This window comes from Serinicoccus sediminis (genome assembly GCF_004153545.1).
GTDB classification, from domain to species: Bacteria; Actinomycetota; Actinomycetes; order Actinomycetales; family Dermatophilaceae; genus Ornithinicoccus; species Ornithinicoccus sediminis_A.
The window spans coordinates 20,305-40,027 of sequence record NZ_SDVA01000015.1 but is presented as its reverse complement, the minus strand read 5'-3'; the positions used below and the strand labels follow the sequence as shown (position 1 = coordinate 40,027).

21 protein-coding genes are annotated in these 19,723 nt (G+C 73.5%); 4 read left to right on the top strand and 17 right to left on the bottom strand.

Annotated features, from left to right (window positions below; genetic code table 11):
• Positions 1–16: 16 nt before the first annotated feature.
• The 11 genes from ychF to EUS26_RS13375 form a co-directional block, all read right to left on the bottom strand.
• Entirely contained in the window at positions 17–1,102 is a 1,086-nt protein-coding gene (gene ychF, locus EUS26_RS13425; protein ID WP_130014330.1) for a redox-regulated ATPase YchF, read from the bottom strand.
• 118 nt (positions 1,103–1,220) lie between these two features.
• A complete protein-coding gene (arfB, locus tag EUS26_RS13420) occupies positions 1,221–1,661 on the bottom strand; it encodes an alternative ribosome rescue aminoacyl-tRNA hydrolase ArfB (RefSeq protein ID WP_130014329.1) in 441 nt (146 codons plus the stop codon).
• Between the two features lie 56 nt (positions 1,662–1,717).
• Complete coding sequence (locus EUS26_RS13415; protein ID WP_238148985.1) at positions 1,718–2,662, bottom strand: alpha/beta fold hydrolase; 945 nt, start codon at positions 2,660–2,662, stop codon at positions 1,718–1,720.
• Positions 2,659–3,393, bottom strand: coding sequence for a 3-hydroxybutyrate dehydrogenase (locus tag EUS26_RS13410; RefSeq protein ID WP_130014328.1), 735 nt, complete (start codon positions 3,391–3,393; stop codon positions 2,659–2,661). The genes EUS26_RS13415 and EUS26_RS13410 overlap by 4 nt, the downstream gene beginning before the upstream one ends.
• Positions 3,390–4,025, bottom strand: coding sequence for a TetR/AcrR family transcriptional regulator (locus tag EUS26_RS13405; RefSeq protein WP_130014327.1), 636 nt, complete (start codon positions 4,023–4,025; stop codon positions 3,390–3,392). Before EUS26_RS13405 ends, EUS26_RS13410 begins: the two co-directional genes overlap by 4 nt.
• Positions 4,022–5,587, bottom strand: a complete 1,566-nt coding sequence (locus tag EUS26_RS13400; RefSeq protein ID WP_130014367.1) for a class I adenylate-forming enzyme family protein — start codon at positions 5,585–5,587, stop codon at positions 4,022–4,024. The genes EUS26_RS13405 and EUS26_RS13400 overlap by 4 nt, the downstream gene beginning before the upstream one ends.
• A 5-nt stretch (positions 5,588–5,592) precedes the next feature.
• A complete protein-coding gene (locus EUS26_RS13395; protein WP_130014326.1) occupies positions 5,593–6,756 on the bottom strand; it encodes a branched-chain amino acid ABC transporter permease in 1,164 nt (387 codons plus the stop codon).
• Entirely contained in the window at positions 6,753–7,628 is an 876-nt protein-coding gene (locus EUS26_RS13390) for a branched-chain amino acid ABC transporter permease (protein WP_130014325.1), read from the bottom strand. The genes EUS26_RS13395 and EUS26_RS13390 overlap by 4 nt, the downstream gene beginning before the upstream one ends.
• Positions 7,625–8,419 carry an ABC transporter ATP-binding protein gene (locus tag EUS26_RS13385; RefSeq protein WP_130014324.1) on the bottom strand — a complete coding sequence of 265 codons (795 nt, stop codon included), beginning with the start codon at positions 8,417–8,419 and terminating at the stop codon, positions 7,625–7,627. The genes EUS26_RS13390 and EUS26_RS13385 overlap by 4 nt, the downstream gene beginning before the upstream one ends.
• Positions 8,416–9,219, bottom strand: coding sequence for an ABC transporter ATP-binding protein (locus tag EUS26_RS13380; RefSeq protein WP_420330015.1), 804 nt, complete (start codon positions 9,217–9,219; stop codon positions 8,416–8,418). Before EUS26_RS13380 ends, EUS26_RS13385 begins: the two co-directional genes overlap by 4 nt.
• On the bottom strand, positions 9,216–10,403 hold the full coding sequence (locus tag EUS26_RS13375; protein WP_130014365.1) for a substrate-binding domain-containing protein: 1,188 nt from the start codon (positions 10,401–10,403) through the stop codon (positions 9,216–9,218). Before EUS26_RS13375 ends, EUS26_RS13380 begins: the two co-directional genes overlap by 4 nt.
• Before the next feature lie 185 nt (positions 10,404–10,588).
• Between EUS26_RS13375 and EUS26_RS13370 the strand changes: the two genes are divergently transcribed.
• Together EUS26_RS13370 and EUS26_RS13365 are read left to right on the top strand one after the other, a co-directional pair.
• Complete coding sequence (locus EUS26_RS13370; protein ID WP_130014323.1) at positions 10,589–11,851, top strand: DNA recombination protein RmuC; 1,263 nt, start codon at positions 10,589–10,591, stop codon at positions 11,849–11,851.
• 37 nt (positions 11,852–11,888) lie between these two features.
• Positions 11,889–12,788, top strand: a complete 900-nt coding sequence (locus EUS26_RS13365; protein WP_238148984.1) for a trypsin-like serine protease — start codon at positions 11,889–11,891, stop codon at positions 12,786–12,788.
• A 21-nt stretch (positions 12,789–12,809) separates the two neighbouring features.
• Here EUS26_RS13365 and EUS26_RS13360 read toward each other — a convergent pair whose 3' ends face one another.
• The 5 genes from EUS26_RS13360 to EUS26_RS13340 form a co-directional block, all read right to left on the bottom strand.
• Complete coding sequence (locus EUS26_RS13360; RefSeq protein WP_130014322.1) at positions 12,810–13,571, bottom strand: amino acid ABC transporter ATP-binding protein; 762 nt, start codon at positions 13,569–13,571, stop codon at positions 12,810–12,812.
• An 11-nt stretch (positions 13,572–13,582) separates the two neighbouring features.
• Positions 13,583–14,248, bottom strand: a complete 666-nt coding sequence (locus EUS26_RS13355; protein WP_130014321.1) for an amino acid ABC transporter permease — start codon at positions 14,246–14,248, stop codon at positions 13,583–13,585.
• A gap of 12 nt (positions 14,249–14,260) precedes the next feature.
• Complete coding sequence (locus tag EUS26_RS13350; protein WP_130014320.1) at positions 14,261–15,082, bottom strand: transporter substrate-binding domain-containing protein; 822 nt, start codon at positions 15,080–15,082, stop codon at positions 14,261–14,263.
• A gap of 248 nt (positions 15,083–15,330) precedes the next feature.
• Positions 15,331–16,371, bottom strand: coding sequence for a 4-hydroxy-3-methylbut-2-enyl diphosphate reductase (locus EUS26_RS13345; RefSeq protein ID WP_130014363.1), 1,041 nt, complete (start codon positions 16,369–16,371; stop codon positions 15,331–15,333).
• Between the two features lie 105 nt (positions 16,372–16,476).
• Positions 16,477–17,220: an alpha/beta fold hydrolase gene (locus EUS26_RS13340; protein ID WP_165368623.1), complete on the bottom strand. Its 744-nt coding sequence runs from the start codon at positions 17,218–17,220 to the stop codon at positions 16,477–16,479.
• A 107-nt stretch (positions 17,221–17,327) separates the two neighbouring features.
• Here EUS26_RS13340 and xseA point away from each other — a divergent pair, with 107 nt between their 5' ends.
• Both xseA and EUS26_RS13330 read left to right on the top strand, forming a co-directional pair.
• Complete coding sequence (gene xseA / locus EUS26_RS13335) at positions 17,328–18,563, top strand: exodeoxyribonuclease VII large subunit (RefSeq protein ID WP_130014318.1); 1,236 nt, start codon at positions 17,328–17,330, stop codon at positions 18,561–18,563.
• 190 nt (positions 18,564–18,753) lie between these two features.
• Positions 18,754–19,035 carry an exodeoxyribonuclease VII small subunit gene (locus tag EUS26_RS13330; protein ID WP_130014317.1) on the top strand — a complete coding sequence of 94 codons (282 nt, stop codon included), beginning with the start codon at positions 18,754–18,756 and terminating at the stop codon, positions 19,033–19,035.
• A 15-nt stretch (positions 19,036–19,050) separates the two neighbouring features.
• Here EUS26_RS13330 and EUS26_RS13325 read toward each other — a convergent pair whose 3' ends face one another.
• A complete protein-coding gene (locus EUS26_RS13325) occupies positions 19,051–19,647 on the bottom strand; it encodes a DUF4245 domain-containing protein (protein WP_130014316.1) in 597 nt (198 codons plus the stop codon).
• Positions 19,648–19,723 lie beyond the last annotated feature (76 nt).

Sequence of the window (19,723 nt, the reverse complement as noted above, 5' to 3'; positions counted from 1 at the left end):
TCACCCGCCGCGTCGGTCACACGTTGAAGCGGAACTCCACGACGTCGCCGTCGGCCATGACGTAGTCCTTGCCCTCGATGCGCACCTTGCCCGCCTCCTTGGCCTTCGCCATGGAGCCGAGCTCGTCGAGGGCCTCGAAGCTGACGACCTCGGCCTTGATGAAGCCGCGCTCGAAGTCGGTGTGGATGACCCCGGCCGCCTGCGGCGCGGTCGAGCCCTTGCGGATGGTCCAGGCCCGCGACTCCTTGGGGCCGGCGGTGAGGTAGGTCTGCAGGCCGAGGGTGTCGAACCCGACCCGGGCCAGCTGGTCCAGCCCCGGCTCGGTGACCCCGACCGACTCCAGCAGCTCGCGCGCCTCGTCCTCCTCGAGCTCGGCCAGGTCGGCCTCCAGCTTGGCGGAGAGGTAGATCGCCTCGGCCGGCGCGACGGTCGCCGCCAGCTCGGCGTGCAGGGCCTCGTCGGTGAGGCCGTCCTCGTCGAGGTTGAAGACGTAGAGGAAGGGCTTGGTGGTGAGCAGGCCCAGGCCGCGCGCGATGGCCATGTCGACGCCCGCGGTCTCGCCGGCGGCATACAGCGTGTCGCCCCGCTCGAGCACCTGCTGGGCGGACAGGGCGGTGTCGAGGACCTCCTTGTCCGTGCGCTTGCCCTTCACCTCCTTCTCCAGGCGGGGTATGGCGTTCTCCAGCGTCTGCAGGTCCGCCAGGACGAGCTCGGTGTTGATCGTCTCGATGTCGTCGCTCGGGCTGATCCGCCCGTCCACGTGCACGACGTCGTCGTCGCGGAAGGCGCGGACGACCTGGCAGATCGCGTCGGCCTCCCGGATGTTGGCGAGGAACTTGTTGCCCAGGCCCTCCCCCTCGCTGGCGCCGCGCACGATCCCCGCGATGTCGACGAAGCTCACCGTGGCCGGGAGGATCTTGGCGCTGCCGTGGATCTCCGCCAGCCGGTCCAGCCGGGTGTCCTTGAGCGGCACCACGCCGATGTTGGGCTCGATCGTCGCGAACGGGTAGTTCGCCGCGAGCACGGAGTTCTTGGTCAGCGCGTTGAAGAGGGTGGACTTGCCCACGTTGGGCAGGCCGACGATTCCGATGGTGAGTGCCACGGGGTCAGCAGTCTAGTGGGCGCGGCGGCCTGTCCGGACCGGGCCAGGAGTCGCCGGACGGGTCGGCGGCCCCGCCACCGCCCCGACCCGGGCCCGTTGCGCGACGGAGCCCTCCCGCTCACTCGGGTCGGGGCCGGCGGCGCTGCTGCTTGAGCTGGGAGCGCCGCGACTTCGCCTCGCCGCGGCGGCGCTGGGACCCCCGGGTGGGCCGGGTGGGGCGCCGGGCGGTCCGCGGGGCCACGGCCTCCCGCAGCAGCTCCGCGAGACGTCGGCGGGCGGCGCCGCGGTTGCGCAGCTGGGTGCGGTGCTCGCTGGCGGTCACGGTGAGCACGGTGCCGGACAGGCGGGCCGCCAGCCGCGACAGGACCCGCTCGCGCTGCTCGTCGCTCAGGGCCGTGGTCGTGGCCAGGTCCAGGCTGAGCTGCACCCTCGTGTCGGCCGTGTTGACCCCCTGCCCTCCCGGTCCGGAGGCGCGGGAGAACTGCTCGGCGAGCTCCCCGGCGGGCACCCGCAGGCCCTGGGGGGCACCGGGTCCCGGCGTCACGTCGAGGTCGTCCACCCGGTCAGTCTCCCGCACGCCCGTGCCGTGGGCGCCTCCGTCGTCCGCCGGGCGGGTCAGCCGAGGTCGGCCTCCAGGTGGGGCAGCAGCTGGCGCACCCCGCGCTCGGCGAGCACCACGGTGTAGTGGTTCACGTCGTCGACCGGCACCAGCCGCAGGGTGGGCAGCTCGGCGGTCCAGCGGTCGCGGGCCGCGTCCGGGTAGAGCGGAGGGACCTCGTCCATGAGGCCGCGGGGCGCGACGTGCCACGTGGCCGACCGCGACGCGAGGCTCTCCAGGGCCTGCCGCACGGACGCGCCGTCCACGAGCTCGCGGATGTCCTCCTCCAGCGCCGCCGGCCGGGTCGCCGGCGAGAGCCGGGGCTCCTCCCCCACGAGGTCGTAGTCCACGTAGGCGGCGACGACCTCGTCCCAGTGCGGCCCCAGCGCCGGGTGCCCGAGCCAGAACTCCCGGTATGCCGCGCGGCTGGGGAAGGTCATCCGCAACCGGTCCGCGGCCGGGCCGAGGACGGCGGCCGCCATGTCCTCCGGCGCGACGCCCGGGGGCGGCAGCAGCGGCATGCCCCCGTCGACGAGGTGCAGGCTTCGCACCCGGTGCGGGTGCCGGTCGGCGAGCACGAGGGCGACGAAGGCGCCCATCGAGTGACCGACCGCGACCGCCTCCCGGACGCCGAGGTGCTCGAGCGCGGCGGCCACGTCGTCGGCGTGCCTCGGCATGCCGTAGGGCGCGGGGAGGTCGCGCGAGCGGCCCCGTCCGCGCAGGTCGGGGGCGACGAGGCGCACCCCAGGGAGGGCCTGCGCGAGCGCCGCCCAGGACACGTGGGACGCGGTGATGCCGTGGACGAGCACCGCCGTGGGGGCCTCGACCCCCTCCCCGGCTGCCTCGGGCTCCCAGACGCCGACGTGCAGGTCACCCCCGTCGACCGGCACCGAGACCGCGCGGTAGCGGGGACCGAGGACCGACGAGACGGTCTCCGGCAGGGGCAGCGTGGTCGTGCTCACTGGGCCGTCCACCCGCCGTCCATGGTGTAGGACGTGCCCGTCACCATGCCCGCGTCGTCGGAGACGAGGAAGGCCACCAGCGCGGCGACCTCGGCCGGCTCGACCAGCCGCTTGACCGCGGAGCGAGCGAGCATGACCTGCTCGACCACCTCGTCCTCGCCGATCCCGTGGGTGGCCGCCTGGTCGGCGATCTGCGCCTCCACCAGCGGGGTGCGGACGTAGCCCGGGTTGACGCAGTTGCTCGTCACGCCGTGCCCGGCGCCCTCGAGCGCGACGACCTTCGACAGCCCCTCCAGCCCGTGCTTGGCCGAGACGTAGGCCGACTTGAACGCCGAGGCCCGCAGCCCGTGCGCCGAGGAGATGTTGACGACCCGGCCCCAGCCGCGCGCGTACATCCCCGGGAGCGCGGCCCGGGCCAGCAGGAACGGCGCCTCCAGCATGAGCCGGTGGATGAGCCGGAAGTCCTCGGGCGCGAGCTCGTGCACCGGCGCCACCCGTTGCACGCCGGCGTTGTTGACGAGGACGTCGCAGTCCACCGGCACCGCCTCCAGCGCCGCCGTGTCCGACAGGTCCACCACCCAGGCCCGGCCCCCGACCTCGTCGGCCACGCCGTGCGCGGCCTGCTCGTCCCGGTCGGCGACGACGACGTGCAGGCCGTCCGCCGCGAGCCGGCGGGCGACCGCGGCGCCGATGCCGCTCCCCCCGCCGGTCACGATCGCTGTGCGGGTCATGTCTGCTCTCCGTCCGTCGTCGGGGCGGGCGCCAGGGCGCCCTCGATCAGAGTCATCAGCTGGTCGAAGACCGCGTCCGGGATGCGGCCCTCCTGCTCCCACAGCACCCAGCGCATGCCGATGAGCTCGCCGGCGCCCATGAGCGCCCAGGCCGCCACCTCGGGGTCCAGACCACGGATCTCGCCGCGCCCCATCGCGGCGTCCAGGCCCGCGGCATACCCCGAGCAGATGTCGTCGTAGTGCCCGCGCATCACCTCCGGCGAGACGAACTCCGCCTGCCGGATGATCCGGTAGAGGGCCGGGTGCTCCGCGGTGAAGGCGAAGAACGCGCGGAAACCCTCGCGCTCGGCCTGCAGCCGGTCGGCCGCGGCGGAGGACGCCTCGCTCATCGCCTGGCGGACCCTCCGCGAGAGGTCGCGGACCACCTCGTCGAAGATCTCCTTCTTGCCGGTGAAGTGGACGTAGAAGGTGCCGAGCGCGACCCCGGCCAGCTCGGTGATCCGCACGATCGAGGCGTCCGGGTAGCCGACCGTGGCGAAGACGTCCTCGGCCGCCTGCAGCAGCCGTGCCCGCGTGCGGGCCCCGCGCGCGGTGCGCGGCGCCGGACGGGGTGCGGTCTCCTCGACGCTCACCGGTGCTCCTCCCGCTCCTGCACCCGTCGCGTCACGAGGGCGCGCACGGCGGCCTGGTCGGTCTTCCCGATGCCGACGACCGGCAGGTCCGGGACGACGAGCACACGCTCGGGCACCTTGAACGCGGCGAGCAGCCCCCGGCAGTGCTCGAGCAGGTCGTGCTCGTCCGTCGCGACACCCGGCCGCAGGACGACCACGGCGACGCCGACCTCACCCCAGCGCTCGTGCGGGACGCCGACGACCGCGGTCTGCGCGACCGCGGGGTGCCGGCGCAGCGCGGCCTCCACCTCGGCGGGGGCGACGTTCTCCCCGCCGCTGATGTAGATGTTGCGCAGCCGGTCGACGATGCGCAGGTAGCCGTCCTCGTCGCGGGTGGCGACGTCGCCGGTCCACAACCAGCCGTCGTGCAGGACGGCGGCGGTGGCCTCCTCGTCGTGCAGGTAGCCGGTGAACAGCCCCGGCCCCGACACCAGCAGCTCACCGGTGCCCGCGCCCTCGACCCGCTCCCCCGTCACCGGGTCGGCGAGCGCCACCTCCACGTGCGGGTAGGGCACGCCAGCCCACCCGGCTCGCTGGGCCGCCTCGTGCGGGGGCAGGCACAGCACGTTGGGGCCGGCCTCGGTGAGCCCGTAGCCCTGGGTGAGCGCCACCCCACGCGCGTGGAAGGTGCGCAGCAGCGGGGGCGGCATCGGCGCGCCGCCCACGACGGCGCTGCGCAGGCTGGTCAGGTCGGCGTCCGCGAAGGCGGGGTGCTCGGCGAGCAGCAGGTAGTGCGTCGGCACCCCCATCATGGTGCTCACACCGTGCTCGGCGACGAGGCTGAGGACGCGGCCGGGGTCGAAGGTGCGCTCCAGCACGACGGTGGCGCCGGTCCACCACGCCAGCAGCGGCTGGATGTTCCACCCGCCGGCGTGGAACTGCGGGAGCACCGAGAGCACCACGTCACGCTCGGTGAGCTCGAGGGTCCGGGAGAGCGACAGGTTGGTCCACCAGCACGTGCGGTGGGACAGCACCGCCGCCTTGGGCGCGCTCGAGCTGCCGGAGGTGAAGACGACGAGCAGCGGGTCCTCGTCCTGCACCGGCGCGGCGGGCACGGGCGGACGGCGGGTGAGCGCGTCCAGCACGCCGGGACGCCCCAGCTCGGTGAGGTATGCCGTGGGCACCGGCGCCCTCAGCAGGGCGCCGAGCTCGCGCGCCAGGGAGCCGGTCTCCTCCTCGGTGACGAGCAGCGCCGGGTCGAGCAGACTCACCTGGCGGGCCAGCTCGGCGGGGGTCAGCCGCCACGACAGCGGGGCGAGCGCCGCGCCCACCCGCGCGCAGGCGAACAGCAGCACGACGTGGTCGGCGCTGTTGCCGACCAGCGTGGCGACCCGCGCACCGCGACCGATCCCGGCCGCCCGCAGGACGGTCGCGAGGTGCTCCACCCGGTGCTCCAGCTCTCCGTAGCCCAGCGTCACGCCGCGGTCGACGACCGCCGGGTGGGCTGGGGCGATGCGCGCCCGGTCGGCCGGCCACCGGCCCAGCGTGTGCAGCCCGTCGACCGCGGCGCCACCGGTCGCCATGATGCTCACCGGCGCGCGCCGTCCGCCGCCGGCACCTGCTGCTCGTCGTCCACGTCCTCCAGCCTGTCAGCACCGCCAGGGGGTTCGCCACGGTCGGCACGCTCCTGGCGGCGTCGGAGCCGCCCGACCGTGCCGGCCAGCCCACCGGGGAGGAACATGACGACCAGGACGAACAGCGTGCCCAGGATGAACAGCGGCTCCGACAACGGGATGCGCAGCGGAGCCGGCAGGTCGTGCACCCAGGGGGCCTGCGCCAGGACGGTCAGCCGCTGGTTGAGCAGGACGTAGAGCACCGCGCCGGCCACCGCGCCCCACCGGGAGCCGACGCCGCCGATGACGACCATGAGCAGCAGCGAGATGGTGAGCTCGGCGCTGACGATGTGCGGTACCGCGCCGGAGTTGAGCAGCAGGTGGACCATGCCCATGCCGACCGCGATGACGGAGGCGGCCACGAAGATGGCGAGCTTGACGAGGAACGGCCGCATCCCGAGCACCCGGACCCGCAGCTCGTTCTCCCGCACCGCCTCCGCCACGTGCCCGGCCCGGCTGCCCTGCACCCAGGAGACGAGCAGGAAGGCCAGCACCAGCGCGGCCAGCGCGAGCCAGTAGAGGTTGCGCGTGTCGGCGACCCCCACGAGCGCGTCCGGAACCTGCTCGGTGGGTAGGCGCAGGCCCTCCTCGCCCCCCGTGACCCGCCCGGGGTCGCGGCGGACCAGCACGGAGCCGGCCTGGGCGAAGGCCAGGGTGACCATCGCGAAGGGGATGCCGGTCACCCGGAGGCTGACGGCGCCGAGGGCCAGCGAGACCGCGACCCCGACCAGCAGCACGACGAGCACGGAGGGCAGCAGGCCCAGCCCGAGCTCGGACATGACGATGCCGAGCAGGTAGGCGCCCAGGCCGAAGTACAGCGCGTGGCCGAAGGAGAGCAGCCCGGCGACACCGAGCAGCAGGTGGTAGGACAGCGCCAGGGCCGCCATGACCATGGCCAGCGCTAGCAGGTGCAGCGTGCCCGGGGTGTAGGTCGGGCCGGGCAGCACCCCCGGCAGGCGCAGGTCGAGCAGCGGCAGGCAGGCGAGCAGCACGACCAGGGCGGGCGGGACGAGCCGCCGGACCCAGGCGCGAGCCCCACCCCGGTATGCCGTGCCTGTCGCGGACGTCGACGAGCTCATGCGCGCCTCCCCATCAGTCCGGAGGGCCGGGTCAGCAGGACCACGGCCAGCAGCACGACGACGGCCAGGTCGCCGGTGCCGGCGAGGTAGTAGTTGGCGAACTGCTGCAGCAGCGCCACCAGCACGGAGGCGATGGCCGCGCCGGTGAGGCTGCCCAGCCCGCCGATGACGGTGACGATGAACGCGAAGATGAGCAGCGTCTGCCCGAGCAGCGGTGAGACGTAGCCGAAGTAGTGGCTCGCGAGGACACCGCCGAGGCCCGCGGCGACCCCGCCGATGGTGAAGACGAGGGTGAACGCGGTCCGGACGTCGATGCCCAGGGCGGTGACCATCGCGCGGTTCTCCACGCCGGCGCGGATGATCATGCCGTAGCGGGTGCGCTGCAGGAAGAGCACCATGCCGAGCAGCACGAGGGCGGCGACGAGGATGGCGACGAAGCGGTCGTTGGGCACGTTGGCGCCGAGGACGGAGGTGGTCCGGCCCATCCACGCCGGGCCGGAGATGAACCTGGGGTCGGTCCCCCAGATGCCGTCGAAGAGGGCGACCGCCGCCAGTCCGAGCCCGACGGTGACGAGCACCTGCTCGATGTGCCGCTCGTAGAGCCGCTGGACGAGCAGCCGCTCCGTGAGCGCCGCGAAGACCGCTCCCGCCAGGGCGCCGACCAGCAACGACGCGGCGAACCCGGTCCAGGTCGTCGCGCCCAGCCGGGAGGCCACCTCGAAGCCGAGGAAGGCGCCCAGCGAGAGGAAGACCCCGTGCGCGAAGTTGAGGACGTGCATGAGGCCGTAGATGAGGGACAGGCCCGAGGCGACCAGGAAGTAGATCGCCCCCAGCCCGACCCCCGTGAAGAGCAGCAGGACGACGGTGCTCATGCGGGTGCCTCCGGGTCGGCGGGCCGCCCCTGGTCGCCGGTGTCCGCGTGGACCCCCAGGAGCCGCTGGGTGAGCTCGTCGTCGGCGAGCAGGTCCGCGGCCGGCCCGTGGTGCACGCTGCGGCCGTCGGTGAGCACGACGGCATGCTGGGCCAGGTCCCGGACCACCTGGAGGTTCTGCTCGACGAGCAGGACGGGGGCCACCTGCGCGGCGCGCGCCAGCACCCGGCTGACCTCCGCGACCAGGCGGGGGGCGAGCCCCTTGGTCGGCTCGTCGACGAGCAGGACCTGGTTGTCGTTGAGCAGGGCACGGGCGAGGGAGACCATCTGCTGCTGCCCGCCGGAGAGGGTCCCCGCCGCCTGCCCGCCGCGCTGGTGCAGCTCGGGGAAGAGGTCGTAGACCAGGTCGTAGTGGTGCGTGCTGCCGCGCCGCTCGGCCAGCCGCAGGTTGTCGCGGACCGTCAGGCCGGCGAAGACCTCGCGGTCCTCGGGGACGTAGCCGACGCCGCGCCGGACCACCAGGTGCGTCGGCAGCGGCACGAGGTCGGTGCCGTCGAGCTCGACCGTGCCGGAGCGTCCGACGAGCCCGAGGATCGCCTTGATGGTCGAGGTCTTGCCGACGCCGTTGCGCCCGAGCAGCGCGGTCACCCCGACCGGCGCGACGTCGAGGTCGACGTGCTCGACGACCTGCTGGCCGGCGACGTGCGCCTGCAGGTCGCGCACCCGGAGCACGGGCTCGGCGGTGAGGCTCGCGCCGGCGCGCGTGTCCTCGCAGGGTGACGCGCTCGTCATACCGACTCCCCCAGGTAGGCGCTCTGCACGGTCGGGTCGGCCATGACCGCCTCCGGGGTGTCGAGGGCGAGCAGGTGACCGAAGTGGAGGACGGCCACCCGCTCGACGAGGCCCAGCAGGACCTCCATGTGGTGCTCGACCATGAGCACGGTGCAGCCGTGGTCGCGGTGCAGCCCGCGGATCACCTCGGTGAGCCCGGGCACGTCGCCCGAGGCCACCCCCGCCATGGGCTCGTCGAGGAGCACCACCTGAGGGTCGGTCGCGAGCAGCATGGCGATCTCCAGCTTGCGCTTGTCACCGTGCGAGAGGTCGCCGGCCCGGTGCTCCGACCGGTGGGCCAGGCCGACCTCTGCCAGCAACGCGTCGGCCCGCCGGGACGCGGCGTCCGCCCGGCGGGGACGGGCGAAGAGGGACAGCGGCCGGCCCTCGGTCACCTGGGCCGCGAGCCGGGCGTTCTCGTGCACGGTCAGCCCGGGGAAGATCGAGGACGTCTGGAAGGTGCGGCCCAGGCCAGCGGTGGCCCGCCTGGTGATGCTCGCACGGGTGACGTCCCGGCCGGCCAGGAGCACCTGTCCGGACGTCGGCTCGCGCACGCCGGAGACCAGGTTGAACAGGGTGGTCTTGCCCGCGCCGTTGGGGCCGATCACACCGACGATCTGGCCGGTGGGGATGGTGAACGTGATGTCCTCGAGGATCTGTGCGCCGCCGATGCGCAGCGACAGGTCCCGGACCTCCAGGGCGGGAGCCGCGGCGACGGTCGCCGTCCCCGGCCCCGCGGCCGCCGGGTGGGGTGCGCTCACTCGCCCGAGGCCTCCGGCGGGGCGACCTCGTCGGCGGGGACGGTGTCGATGACCTCCGGGACCCAGGCGTCACCGTCCTGCACCAGCTGGGCGGTGAACATGTCCTGCACCAGGGCGTGGTCGCCCGCGCGGACCGTCGCGGTGCCCTTGGGACCCTCGAACTCCCATCCCTCGAGCGCCTCGATCATGCCCTCGACGTCACCGCCGCCCTCGGCCACGGCGTGGGCGATCATCTGGCCGGCGACGAAGCCGTCCACGGTGAAGAGGTCGGGCGTGCCGCCGGCCTCGGTGACCGAGTCCACCAGAGCCTGGTTGACCTCGTTGTCCGTGGCCTCCGGGAAGTAGTGCGACAGGAAGGAGATCTGCTCGCCCGCGTCCCCGTAGGCCGCGAAGGTCGCCGAGTCGGCCAGGCCGGTGACGACCGGGGCCGCCTCGAAGACGTCCTGCTGGGACAGGGACTGCCACATGTTGCCGGCGGTGGCCCCGGCCCAGGCCACGAAGATGAGGTCCGGGTCCTCGTCCACCACCTGGCGGGCGAAGCCGGTGAACTCGGTCGCGTCCTCGGGGACGAGCACGCTCGCGACCTCGGCCCCCTCGCCGCCCAGCACGGCCTCGACGGCCGCCAGGTTGCCCTGCCCGAAGGCGTTGTCCTGGGCCAGCACGACGACCGTGCCGGACTCGTCCTCGAGCATCGCGCCCGCGGTGGCGACGTCCTGGAAGCTCTGCCGGCCGGAGCGGAAGGTGAACTCGTTGACCCCGGTGATCGCGTCCGTGGCGGCGGGACCGGAGATGTAGAGCACCTCGTTCTGGGCGGCCTGCTCGGCCATCGCCGTCGCGATGCCGGAGACGACGGTGCCCCCGAGGATGCGGTAGTCCTGACCGATGAGGTCCTTGGCCGCCGCGACGGCGGTGTCCGGGTTGCCCGCGTCGTCGCGGTACTCCAGCTCGATGGCCGTGCCGTCGACCTCGCCGGTGCCCTCGGTCGCGTAGTCGATGCCCGCCTCCAGCCCCTGGCGGTACTGCTCGCCGTAGGCGGCCAGCGGGCCGGTCTCGGAGTAGATGATGCCGACCTTGGCGCTCTCATCCGCCTGCTGCTCCTCGCCACCACCGGCCGACCCGCCGTCGTCACCCCCTCCGGCGGAGGGGGCGCACCCGGCCAGGGCGAGGGCGGCGGTCGCGGACATGAGGGTGATCAGGCGGATGGGGCGTGCGGACACCTTCGACACTCCTTCGTGCGGGCTACATGAAAGATGATTCATGTTTCGGGAACAAGGTAGGCGGGCGTCGGGTCGTTGTCAACGAGGCCGCCGGCGACGCCCGGAGGTCGTGGTGACCCAGGTCTGTCGGCACCCCGTGCCACGGTGGGCTCATGAGCACCACCGTCACGGGACTCCTCCCCCTCCTCGTCGCGCTCCTGGTCGGCCTCGTCCTGGGGTGGCTGCTCGGTCGCGCCCGGACGGCCGCGCGGCTGGCCCGGGCCGGCACCGAGCTGGCCCTGGCGCAGGCGGACCGCGACCGCGAGCGGTCGCGGGGCGCCGAGCTGGAGCAGCTGCTGGCCGAGGCCGGGCGGGAGGAGGAGACCGACCGGCGCACGGCCGCCGAGCTGGCGCCGCTGCGCAGTGCGCTGGAGCGGGTGGAGCGGCAGGTCCGCACCCTCGAGCGCGACCGCGTGGAGCAGTTCGGCCAGGTGGGTGAGCACCTCGACCAGGTGGCGTCCCAGACCCGGGCGCTGCAGCAGCAGACCGCGGCCCTCTCCGGGGCCCTGTCCGCGTCCGGCACCCGCGGCACCTGGGGCGAGGTGCAGCTGCGCCGGGTGATGGAGCATGCCGGCATGCTCGCCCGGTGCGACTTCGACGAGCAGGTCAGCGCGGTGAGCCGCCACGACGCACGGGTCCGCCCCGACGCGGTGGTCCGGCTGCCGGGCGGCAAGGTCCTCGTCGTCGACAGCAAGGCGCCGCTCTCGTCCTTCCTGCGGGCGCAGGCCCCGCAGTGCCCCCCGGACCAGGTCGACGACCTGCTCCGCGACCACGCCGTCGCCCTGCGCGGCCACGTCGAAGCCCTGGCGGCCAAGGAATACTGGTCGGCCTTCACCACCTCCCCCGAGCTCGTCGTCTGCTTCGTGCCCAGCGACGCCGTGCTCGCGGCCGCGCTGCGGGCCGCGCCCGAGCTCTACGACCACGCCCAGTCGCGCAAGGTCGTGCTCACCTCGCCCGCCACCCTGCTCGCCGTGCTGCGCGCGACCGCGTTGGCCTGGCAGCAGGACGCCCTGGCCGGCAACGCGCGCGAGCTCCTCGCCCTGGGGACCGAGCTGCACCAGCGGCTGGGCACGGTCGGGCGGCACACCCGTGCCATGGGCACGGCGCTGCGACGCTCGGTGGAGACCTACAACCAGCTCGTCGGCACGCTGGAGTCGCGGGTCATGGTGACCTCACGCCGGATGACCGAGCTCGGGCTCGCCGAGTCGACCCACGACCCGCTGCCGGGCCTCGAGGTCGCGCCCCGGCCCACCGGTGAGGACTGGCTGGCCACCGAGCTCGAGCTCGGCACCCCGGCACGGCCCACGACGGGCCCCTCCGACCCGGAGGAGCAGGAGTGGTCCGCTCGGCACGACGACCGGCGCACCGCGGGCTAATGTCCCAGCTCATCAGACCCCGTGAGAGGAACACCCCATGATGCGCACGCGCACCCTGCTGGCCGGCCTCGCCGGCGTGGCGACGGTCGCCACCACCGCCCTGCCCGCCGCCGCGATCAAGTACGGCGAGCCCGACGACGGCGAGCACCCCTTCGTCGGGCTGATGGTCGCCTACACCTGGGACGACGCGAACGGCGACACCCAGGTCACCGACGACGAGCTGCTGGCCGCGTGGCGCTGCAGCGGCACCCAGGTCGACGCCGACACCTTCCTCACCGCGGGGCACTGCACCTACGGCGCCGACGCGGTCGCCATCTGGTACGACGAGGACCTGACCGATGTCCAGGCCGCCCGGGAGTTCGTCACCTTCGACGCGGCGATCGACCAGGACAGCGACCTGGCGGCCGACGCCTGGAGCGACGTCGCGCTGACCCACCCTGACTACGACGACGCCGCGTTCTACCTGCACGACGTGGGCGTGGTCGACGACCTGACGCTGGCGCCCGGCACGACCTTCACGGCCTACGGCCAGCTCCCCGAGGCGGGCTACTGGGACGCGCAGCTGGCGACCCGGGCGAAGGACCGCGCCACCTACTCCACGGTGGGCTACGGCCTGCAGTGGAGCATGCCCGACAGCAACGGGCAGGGCCGCGGGTCCGAGGGTGCCTGGACCCGTCTGCAGGCCGGCGGCGTGCTCCTGGGCACCCGTCAGTTCGGCGGCGGCAAGGTCAACGACATGTACATCGTCCTGAGCAACAACGCCAACACCGGCGGCACCTGCTCCGGGGACTCGGGAGGCCCGACCTTCGTCGAGAGCACCACCACGGTGGTGGGGGTGACGTCGTTCGGTGTCAACGCGACCTGCGCGGGCACCAGCGGGGTCTACCGCATCGACACCCCGGACGACCTGGAGTGGCTCGGCCAGTTCGTGGGCTGACCTCGAGCCGCCCCGAGCGCCTCAGTGCTGGTCGAGCTCGCGCAGGAAGGACCGACCGCGCTCGCTGCCCGGGCGCTCGAGGACCTGCTGGGGTGGTCCCTGCTCGGCGATGCCGCCGTCGGCGAGCAGGACCACCCGGTCGGCGGCCTCGCGGGCGAACCTCATCTCGTGGGTGACCGCGACCATCGTCATGCCCTCCTGCGCGAGGTCCCGCATGACCTGCAGCACCTCACCGACGAGCTCGGGGTCGAGGGCCGAGGTGGGCTCGTCGAAGAGCATGAGGGCCGGATCCATGGCCAGTGCCCGCGCGATCGCCACCCGCTGCTGCTGACCTCCCGACAGGTTGTCGGGGTAGGCCCGCTCCTTGTGCGCCAGACCCACCCGGTCGAGGAGCTGGCGCGACCGCTCCAGCGCCTCGCCCCGAGAACGGCCGAGGACCTCGCGCTGCGCCACGGCGATGTTCTCGGCCGCCGTCATGTGCGGGAACAGGTTGAACGCCTGGAAGACCATGCCGATGCGCGCCCGGATGTCGTTGAGGTGCGACTCGTCATACCTCAGCAGGTCGCCGCCCACCTCGATCGAGCCCTCGTCGATGCGCTCCAGCCCGTTGATGCACCGCAGCAGCGTCGACTTGCCGGCGCCCGAGGGCCCGATGAGGGTGACCACCTCGCCCCGGGCGACGTCGAGGTCGATCCCGTCGAGCACGGTGGTGCTGCCGAACCTCTTGACGATGCCGCTCATCCTCACCAGCGGGGTGTCGGGGGTGTCGGCGGTCTGGTCCATGTCTGCCTCGTTCATGCGGTGGCCGGCCTGCGGTGCCTGCTGAGCCGGTGCTCGAGGCCGTTGACGACCACGGTGAGCACCAGCACGATCGCCAGGTAGAAGAGGGCGACGACGGTGTAGGCGATGAGGGGTTGGTAGGTGGAGGCTGCCATGTTCTGGGACGTGCGGAACAGCTCGGTCATGCCGATGAAGGCGACCAGCGAGGAGTCCTTGACCGCGATGATGTACTGGTTGCCCAGCACGGGCAGCATGGTCCGCAGCGCGAGGGGCGCCTGTACCCGTCGCAGCGCCTTCAGCCGCGACATCCCCAGGGAGCGCGCCGCCTCGGTCAGACCCGTCGGGACGGACAGGAAGCCCGACCGGATGATCTCGGCGATGTAGGCCGAGTTGTGGAAGGCCAGGGCGATCGCCCCCGCCCAGAACGCCGGCAGCGTGACGACGTAGGCCAGGCCGAAGTAGATGATGAAGATCTGGGTGATGAGCGGGGTGCCCCGGACCAGACCCACGTAGGCCGTGGCCAGCCACCGCAGCGGCCGGATCCTGCCCATGGCGAGGGCAGCCACCCCCGCCCCCGCCACCATCGCCATGGCCAACGAGACCGCGGTCAGGCTGAGGGTGACCCAGGTCGCCTCGAGGAAGAACGGGGCGTACTCGACGAGGAGCTCGACGAAGCGCACGTCGGGCAGACCTCAGCCCTCGTCGTCGGCCGAGATGTCCTGGCCGAAGTACGTCTCGCTGATCTCGGCGTAGGTGCCGTCCTCGATGATCGCGTCCAGGGCCCCGTCGAGGTCGTTCACCAGCCCCGAGTTGCCCTCCTTCACGGCGAAGGCCGGGGACTCGGTGTAGAGCGGGTCACCGCACTCCACCACGTCCAGCCCGGCCTCCTCGATCTGGTGCAGACCGACGAGCCGGTCGGTCATGACGGCGTCCAGGCGCCCGGTCCCGAGGTCGCGCAGCGCGACGACGTCGGAGTCGAAGCTACGGATCTCCCCGACCCAGTCGGCGCCCTCCTCCTCGAGGTAGGCCTGGTAGGTCGTCCCGGTCGCGACCCCGATGGTGGGGTCGTCCAGCTCGGAGACGTCCGTGCACTCCGCATCGGCCGGCACGAAGGCCTGGGCGCCGGAGCTGTAGTAGCCGTCGGTGAAGTCCACCGCCTCGTCGCGCTCCTCGGTCGGGGTCATCGAGGCGATGAGGACGTCGTAGCGGTTGGCCTGCACGCCGCCGATGAGCGAGGCGAAGGCGGCCGTCTCGGCCTGCATCTCCAGCCCCAGCTCCTCGGCGACGGCCGCACCGATGTCGTAGTCGAAGCCGGTCAGCTCGTTGCCCTCGACGTAGCTGAACGGCTGGAACTCACCGCTCATCGCCACCACCAGCGTGCCGTCCTCGATGAGCTCGCCCGAGACCTCCCCGCCCCCGGCTGCGTCCGAGCCGCCGTCCTGCTCGCCGCACGCGGCGAGGGCGAGCGCGCTGGCGGCGACGAGGGCGGGCAGGGCACGTCGTGCGCGGGTCATGGTCAGCTCCTTGTGGTCGTCGGGACCGCCGGTCTGCGGGCTCCCTCGGCACGCGCCGTCCGACCCCGGAGCGTCCAGGGCGGTTGTGGCGCTCCGCCACCATAGGCACGACCGAACGGCCCGGACCGACGCCCGCCGACGCACTTGCACGGCGTCCCGGGCCTTGCTACATACGCGCGCGTCGGGCCGGCAGGGGCCGTCGGTGGGCCGTCACCCGATCGTGACCCAACCGTGACCTGGCGGCGCGGTCAGCGCAGCGAGCCGTCGCGACCGCTCGGGATCGAGCTGGGGTCGTGCTGCACCTTCTTGACCTCCTGGCCGGCGGCCTTGAGGTCGCGGCGGATGTCGGTCGGCAGCGCGAAGAGGACGGACTCCTCGGCGGCGGTCACCGCCTGCACGTCCTCGTAGCCGCGCTCGGCGAGCCAGTCCAGGACGTCCCGGACGAGTACCTCGGGCACGCTCGCCCCGCTGGTGACGCCCACGGTCCGCACCCCCTCGAGCCAGGCCTCGTCGATCTCGTCGGCGTAGTCGACGAGGTGGCCGTCGCGCGACCCGTACTCCAGCGCGACCTCGACGAGCCGCTTGGAGTTCGAGGAGTTCTGGGAGCCGACGACGATCATGAGGTCGCAGTCGGTCGCCATCTGCTTCACCGCGACCTGGCGGTTCTGCGTCGCGTAGCAGATGTCGTCGCTGGGCGGGTCCTGGAGGTTGGGGAACTTCTCCCGCAGCCGCCGCACCGTCTCCATCGTCTCGTCCACGCTCAGCGTGGTCTGCGAGAGCCACACCACCTTGTCCGGGTCGCGCACCTCCACGGCGTCGACGTGATCCGGGCTCTCCACCACGGTGATCCGCTCCGGGGCCTCGCCGTAGGTGCCCTCGACCTCCTCGTGCCCCTCGTGGCCGACGAGGAGGATGTCGTAGTCGTCACCGGCGAACCGCACCGCCTCGCGGTGCACCTTGGTGACCAGCGGGCAGGTGGCGTCGATGGTCCGCAGCGAGAGCCGCGCGGCCTCCTGGTGCACCGCGGGGCTGACGCCGTGCGCGGAGAAGATGACCCGGGCCCCCTCCGGCACCTCGTCGGTCTCGGCCACGAAGATGGCGCCCCGTCGCTCCAGGGTCCGCACGACGTGCTTGTTGTGCACGATCTCCTTGCGGACGTAGATCGGCGGGCCGTAGAGCTCCAGGGCCTTCTCCACCGTCACGACGGCGCGGTCCACCCCGGCGCAGTAGCCGCGGGGGGCCGCGAGCAGCACCCGCTTGGTGGCGGAGGCGTCGGCCGGCACGTCGATCGCCTCGGTCGGTCGGGTCGAGGGCGTTGCAAAAGTCACCCCACCAGTCTAGGTGCTGGTCCTGGGCGCTCCCCGAGCCCCGGCCGGCCCTGGCGGGGGCGCACCTCAGGCCGAGCGGGCGCGCTCCCAGGCCCCGCGCAGCACATCGGCGACCTGCTCCGGGTGGGTGGCCGGCATGAGGTGGGACGCCCGCGGGACGGTGACCACGTGCACCTGCCGGCACGCCGCGGCATACCGGTGCACGTGCAGCCGCATCTGGTCGAACTGCCCGTTGGCCAGGGTCACCGGCACCCGGACCGCCCCGAGCAGCTGCGGGTCGGCCTCGGTCATGACGAGCTCCCAGGCCGCGGGCAGCGCCGCGTATGCCGCACCGTCCGGCAGCAGCTGGGCGTGCTCGCCACGTGCGCCCAGGGCTCGCATGACCGCGTTCACCCCCCGCGCCATGCGATCCGGACCGACGACGGGCAGGAGCCTCGCGAAGCCCCGGTAGACCCCGGCGAGCCGGCTGCGCGGGTCGGCCGTCGCGCCGAGGAGCACCAGGCCCGAGATCTCCCCGGGGTGCTGCGCGGCCCACATCATGGCGAGGTACCCGCCCAGGCTGTGCCCGCACAGGACCGGCGGCACGCCACCGGCCTCCTCTCGGGCCTGCCGCACCGCCCGGTCGATCGCCGCGAGCGCGGACCCGGCGCTGAACTCCTGCCCCACCTGGGCGCCGTGACCGGGCAGGTCGAGGGTCAGCAGCTCGACCTCGGGCAGCAGCGCCCGGTAGGGCTCCCACTGCGCCGCGTTCATCCGGGTGCCGTGGACCAGCACCAGGTGGGGCGCCGACCCGTCGCCGCTCGTGTCCATGACGCGAGTGTGCCCTGCCGACCGAGGAGGACGCCCGGCGACCGGCGGCGTCGTCGCCCGGGCCGCAGGTCCACGGTCGGCGAGCGGGCGCGGCATACCCTGAGGCGGTGCCCTCACCCCAGCTGCCGCCCACCGCGCGGGAGACCACCGCGTCCACCCCGTGGCCGGTGCGCACCCTGTCGATGAAGATCAGCGACTACGTCGACAAGATGTCGCCGCTGTGGGTCGAGGGGCAGATCGTGCAGCTCAACCGCCGCCCGGGCATGTCCACGGCCTTCCTCACCCTGCGCGACACCGACGTCGACATGTCGCTCTCGGTGGCCATCCCCACCGGCGCGCTCGACGCCATGCCCGCGCCGGCGGAGACGGGCGCCCGGGTCGTCGTGCACGCCAAGCCGACGTTCTGGACCAAGCGCGGGACCCTGCAGATGGAGGCGCGACAGATGCGCCACGTCGGCGTCGGCGAGCTGCTCGCCCGGCTCGAGCACCTGCGCCAGCTCCTGCGCAGCGAGGGCGTCTTCGACGCCGAGCGCAAGCGCCCGCTGCCCTTCCTGCCGCGGCGCATCGGGCTGGTCACCGGGCGCGCCACCGCCGCCGAGCGCGACGTGCTGGCAGGGGTCGCGCGGCGCTGGCCCGCCGCGGTCGTCGACGTCCGACAGGTGCCGGTGCAGGGCGCCGAGACCGTCACCGCGGTCACCGAGGCCCTGCGCGAGCTCGACGGCCACCCCGAGGTGGAGGTCATCGTCATCGCCCGCGGCGGCGGCTCGTTCGAGGACCTGCTCCCCTTCTCCAACGAGGCGCTCGTGCGGGCCGTGGCGGCGGCCCGCACCCCCGTCGTGTCCGCGATCGGGCACGAGAGCGACACCCCGCTGCTGGACTTCGTGGCCGACCTGCGGGCCTCCACCCCCACGCACGCCGCCGCCGCCGTGGTCCCGGACGTCGCGGACGAGCTCGCCGGGCTGCGGACCGTCACCGCACGGGCCCGGCGCGCCCTGCTCACCCGGCTCGACCGCGAGCGCGAGCGCCTCCGTGATCTCATGGCCCGCCCGGTCATGGCCGACCGCGCCGCGATCGTCGCGCAGCACCGCCGCGAGGTCTCCGAGCTGCACGCTCGGGGCCGCACGGCGCTCGCGTCCCGGCTGGACCGCGAGCGTGACCGCAGCGACCAGCTCGTCCGGCACCTGCGGGCGGTCTCCCCGCAGCACACGCTGGAGCGCGGGTATGCCGTGGTGCGTCACGGCGACGGCACCATCGTCCGCGACCGGGACGAGGTCGACGGGCAGGAGATGCTGCGCGTCACCGTGGCCCGCGGCGACTTCGCGGTGCGGCCCGTCACCCGGTAGGCGCCGGACGCCGGCCACAGGCGGCACAGCGACCACAGGGGCCTCGCGGTGCGGCGACAGTGCGGTTGGGCGGCGATATGACGCCCGCTGATGCGCACTTCCCCGCAGCGTGCGACCAGTGGTGAGGGTGTGCTTCGTGGGACGTCCTAGCTAGACCCCCCGGCGCCGTGGGGCCGCGTACGGTGGACCGGTGACTTCCGACGACAGCCTGACGACCGCAGACCTGCCCCCGGTGGACGACCTGAGCTACGAGCAGGCCCGCGACGAGCTGGTGGCGCTGGTGGCCCGCATCGAGTCCGGGCAGGTGCCGCTCGAGGAGGCCATGGGCCTATGGGAGCGCGGCGAGGAGCTCGCCTCCCACTGCCAGAGCAAGCTGGACGCCGCCCAGGAGACCCTGGACCGGGCGACCGGACGGGGCGAGGACGCTGGCGCCACCGACTCCGCCGACGCCGACGCCGACGCGACGGGCTGAACCGGGTCCGGCGACCTAGTCGCGAGCCTGGAGGCCGGCGAGCAGCTCGACCGCCTCGGCCTCGTCGGCCGTGCCGTGCACGACCACCGTGCTCCCGTCGGTGTCCTGCGGGCCCAGCAGCCAGCCGTTCTCGGCGTTGCCCGAGTCGGCCTCCCACACCTGCCACGTGTGCTCCCCCGTCGGCCCGGCCAGGTCGGTCTCGCCGACCTGCTCCGCACCGGCCAGCACCTCGTCCTGCCAGGCCTGGTTCACGTCGGCCGCCTGGTGCAGCGCGAGGTACTCCCCCTGCGGCGTGACGTACGAGACGTGCCACGTGGGCACCTCCGCCAGCGGCTCGAACCAGACGACGGTCGGGCTCCAGTCCTCACCGAGGTCCGGCACCCACACCGGCCAGTCCGCCTGGGCCACGGCATACGACGCCGTCGCCCCCACCTCCACCCGGCGCGGCTCCTGCTCGTCCGGGTTGTAGGTGAGCGACCACCACACCAGGACGACGGCGAGCACGAGCAGGGTGGAATAGACCATGTTGCGCACCGAGTAGGACGCCAACCGCTGCCGGCGACGGTCCGGGGCGGCCGGCGGTCCCTGTGCGGTGTCCGGTGCGGTGCTCACCCTCCTATCGTCGCACCTCCGCCGTCCCGGCCGTCAGGCGAGCGCACCCGATAGGGTGATGTCTGCACCGTCTCGC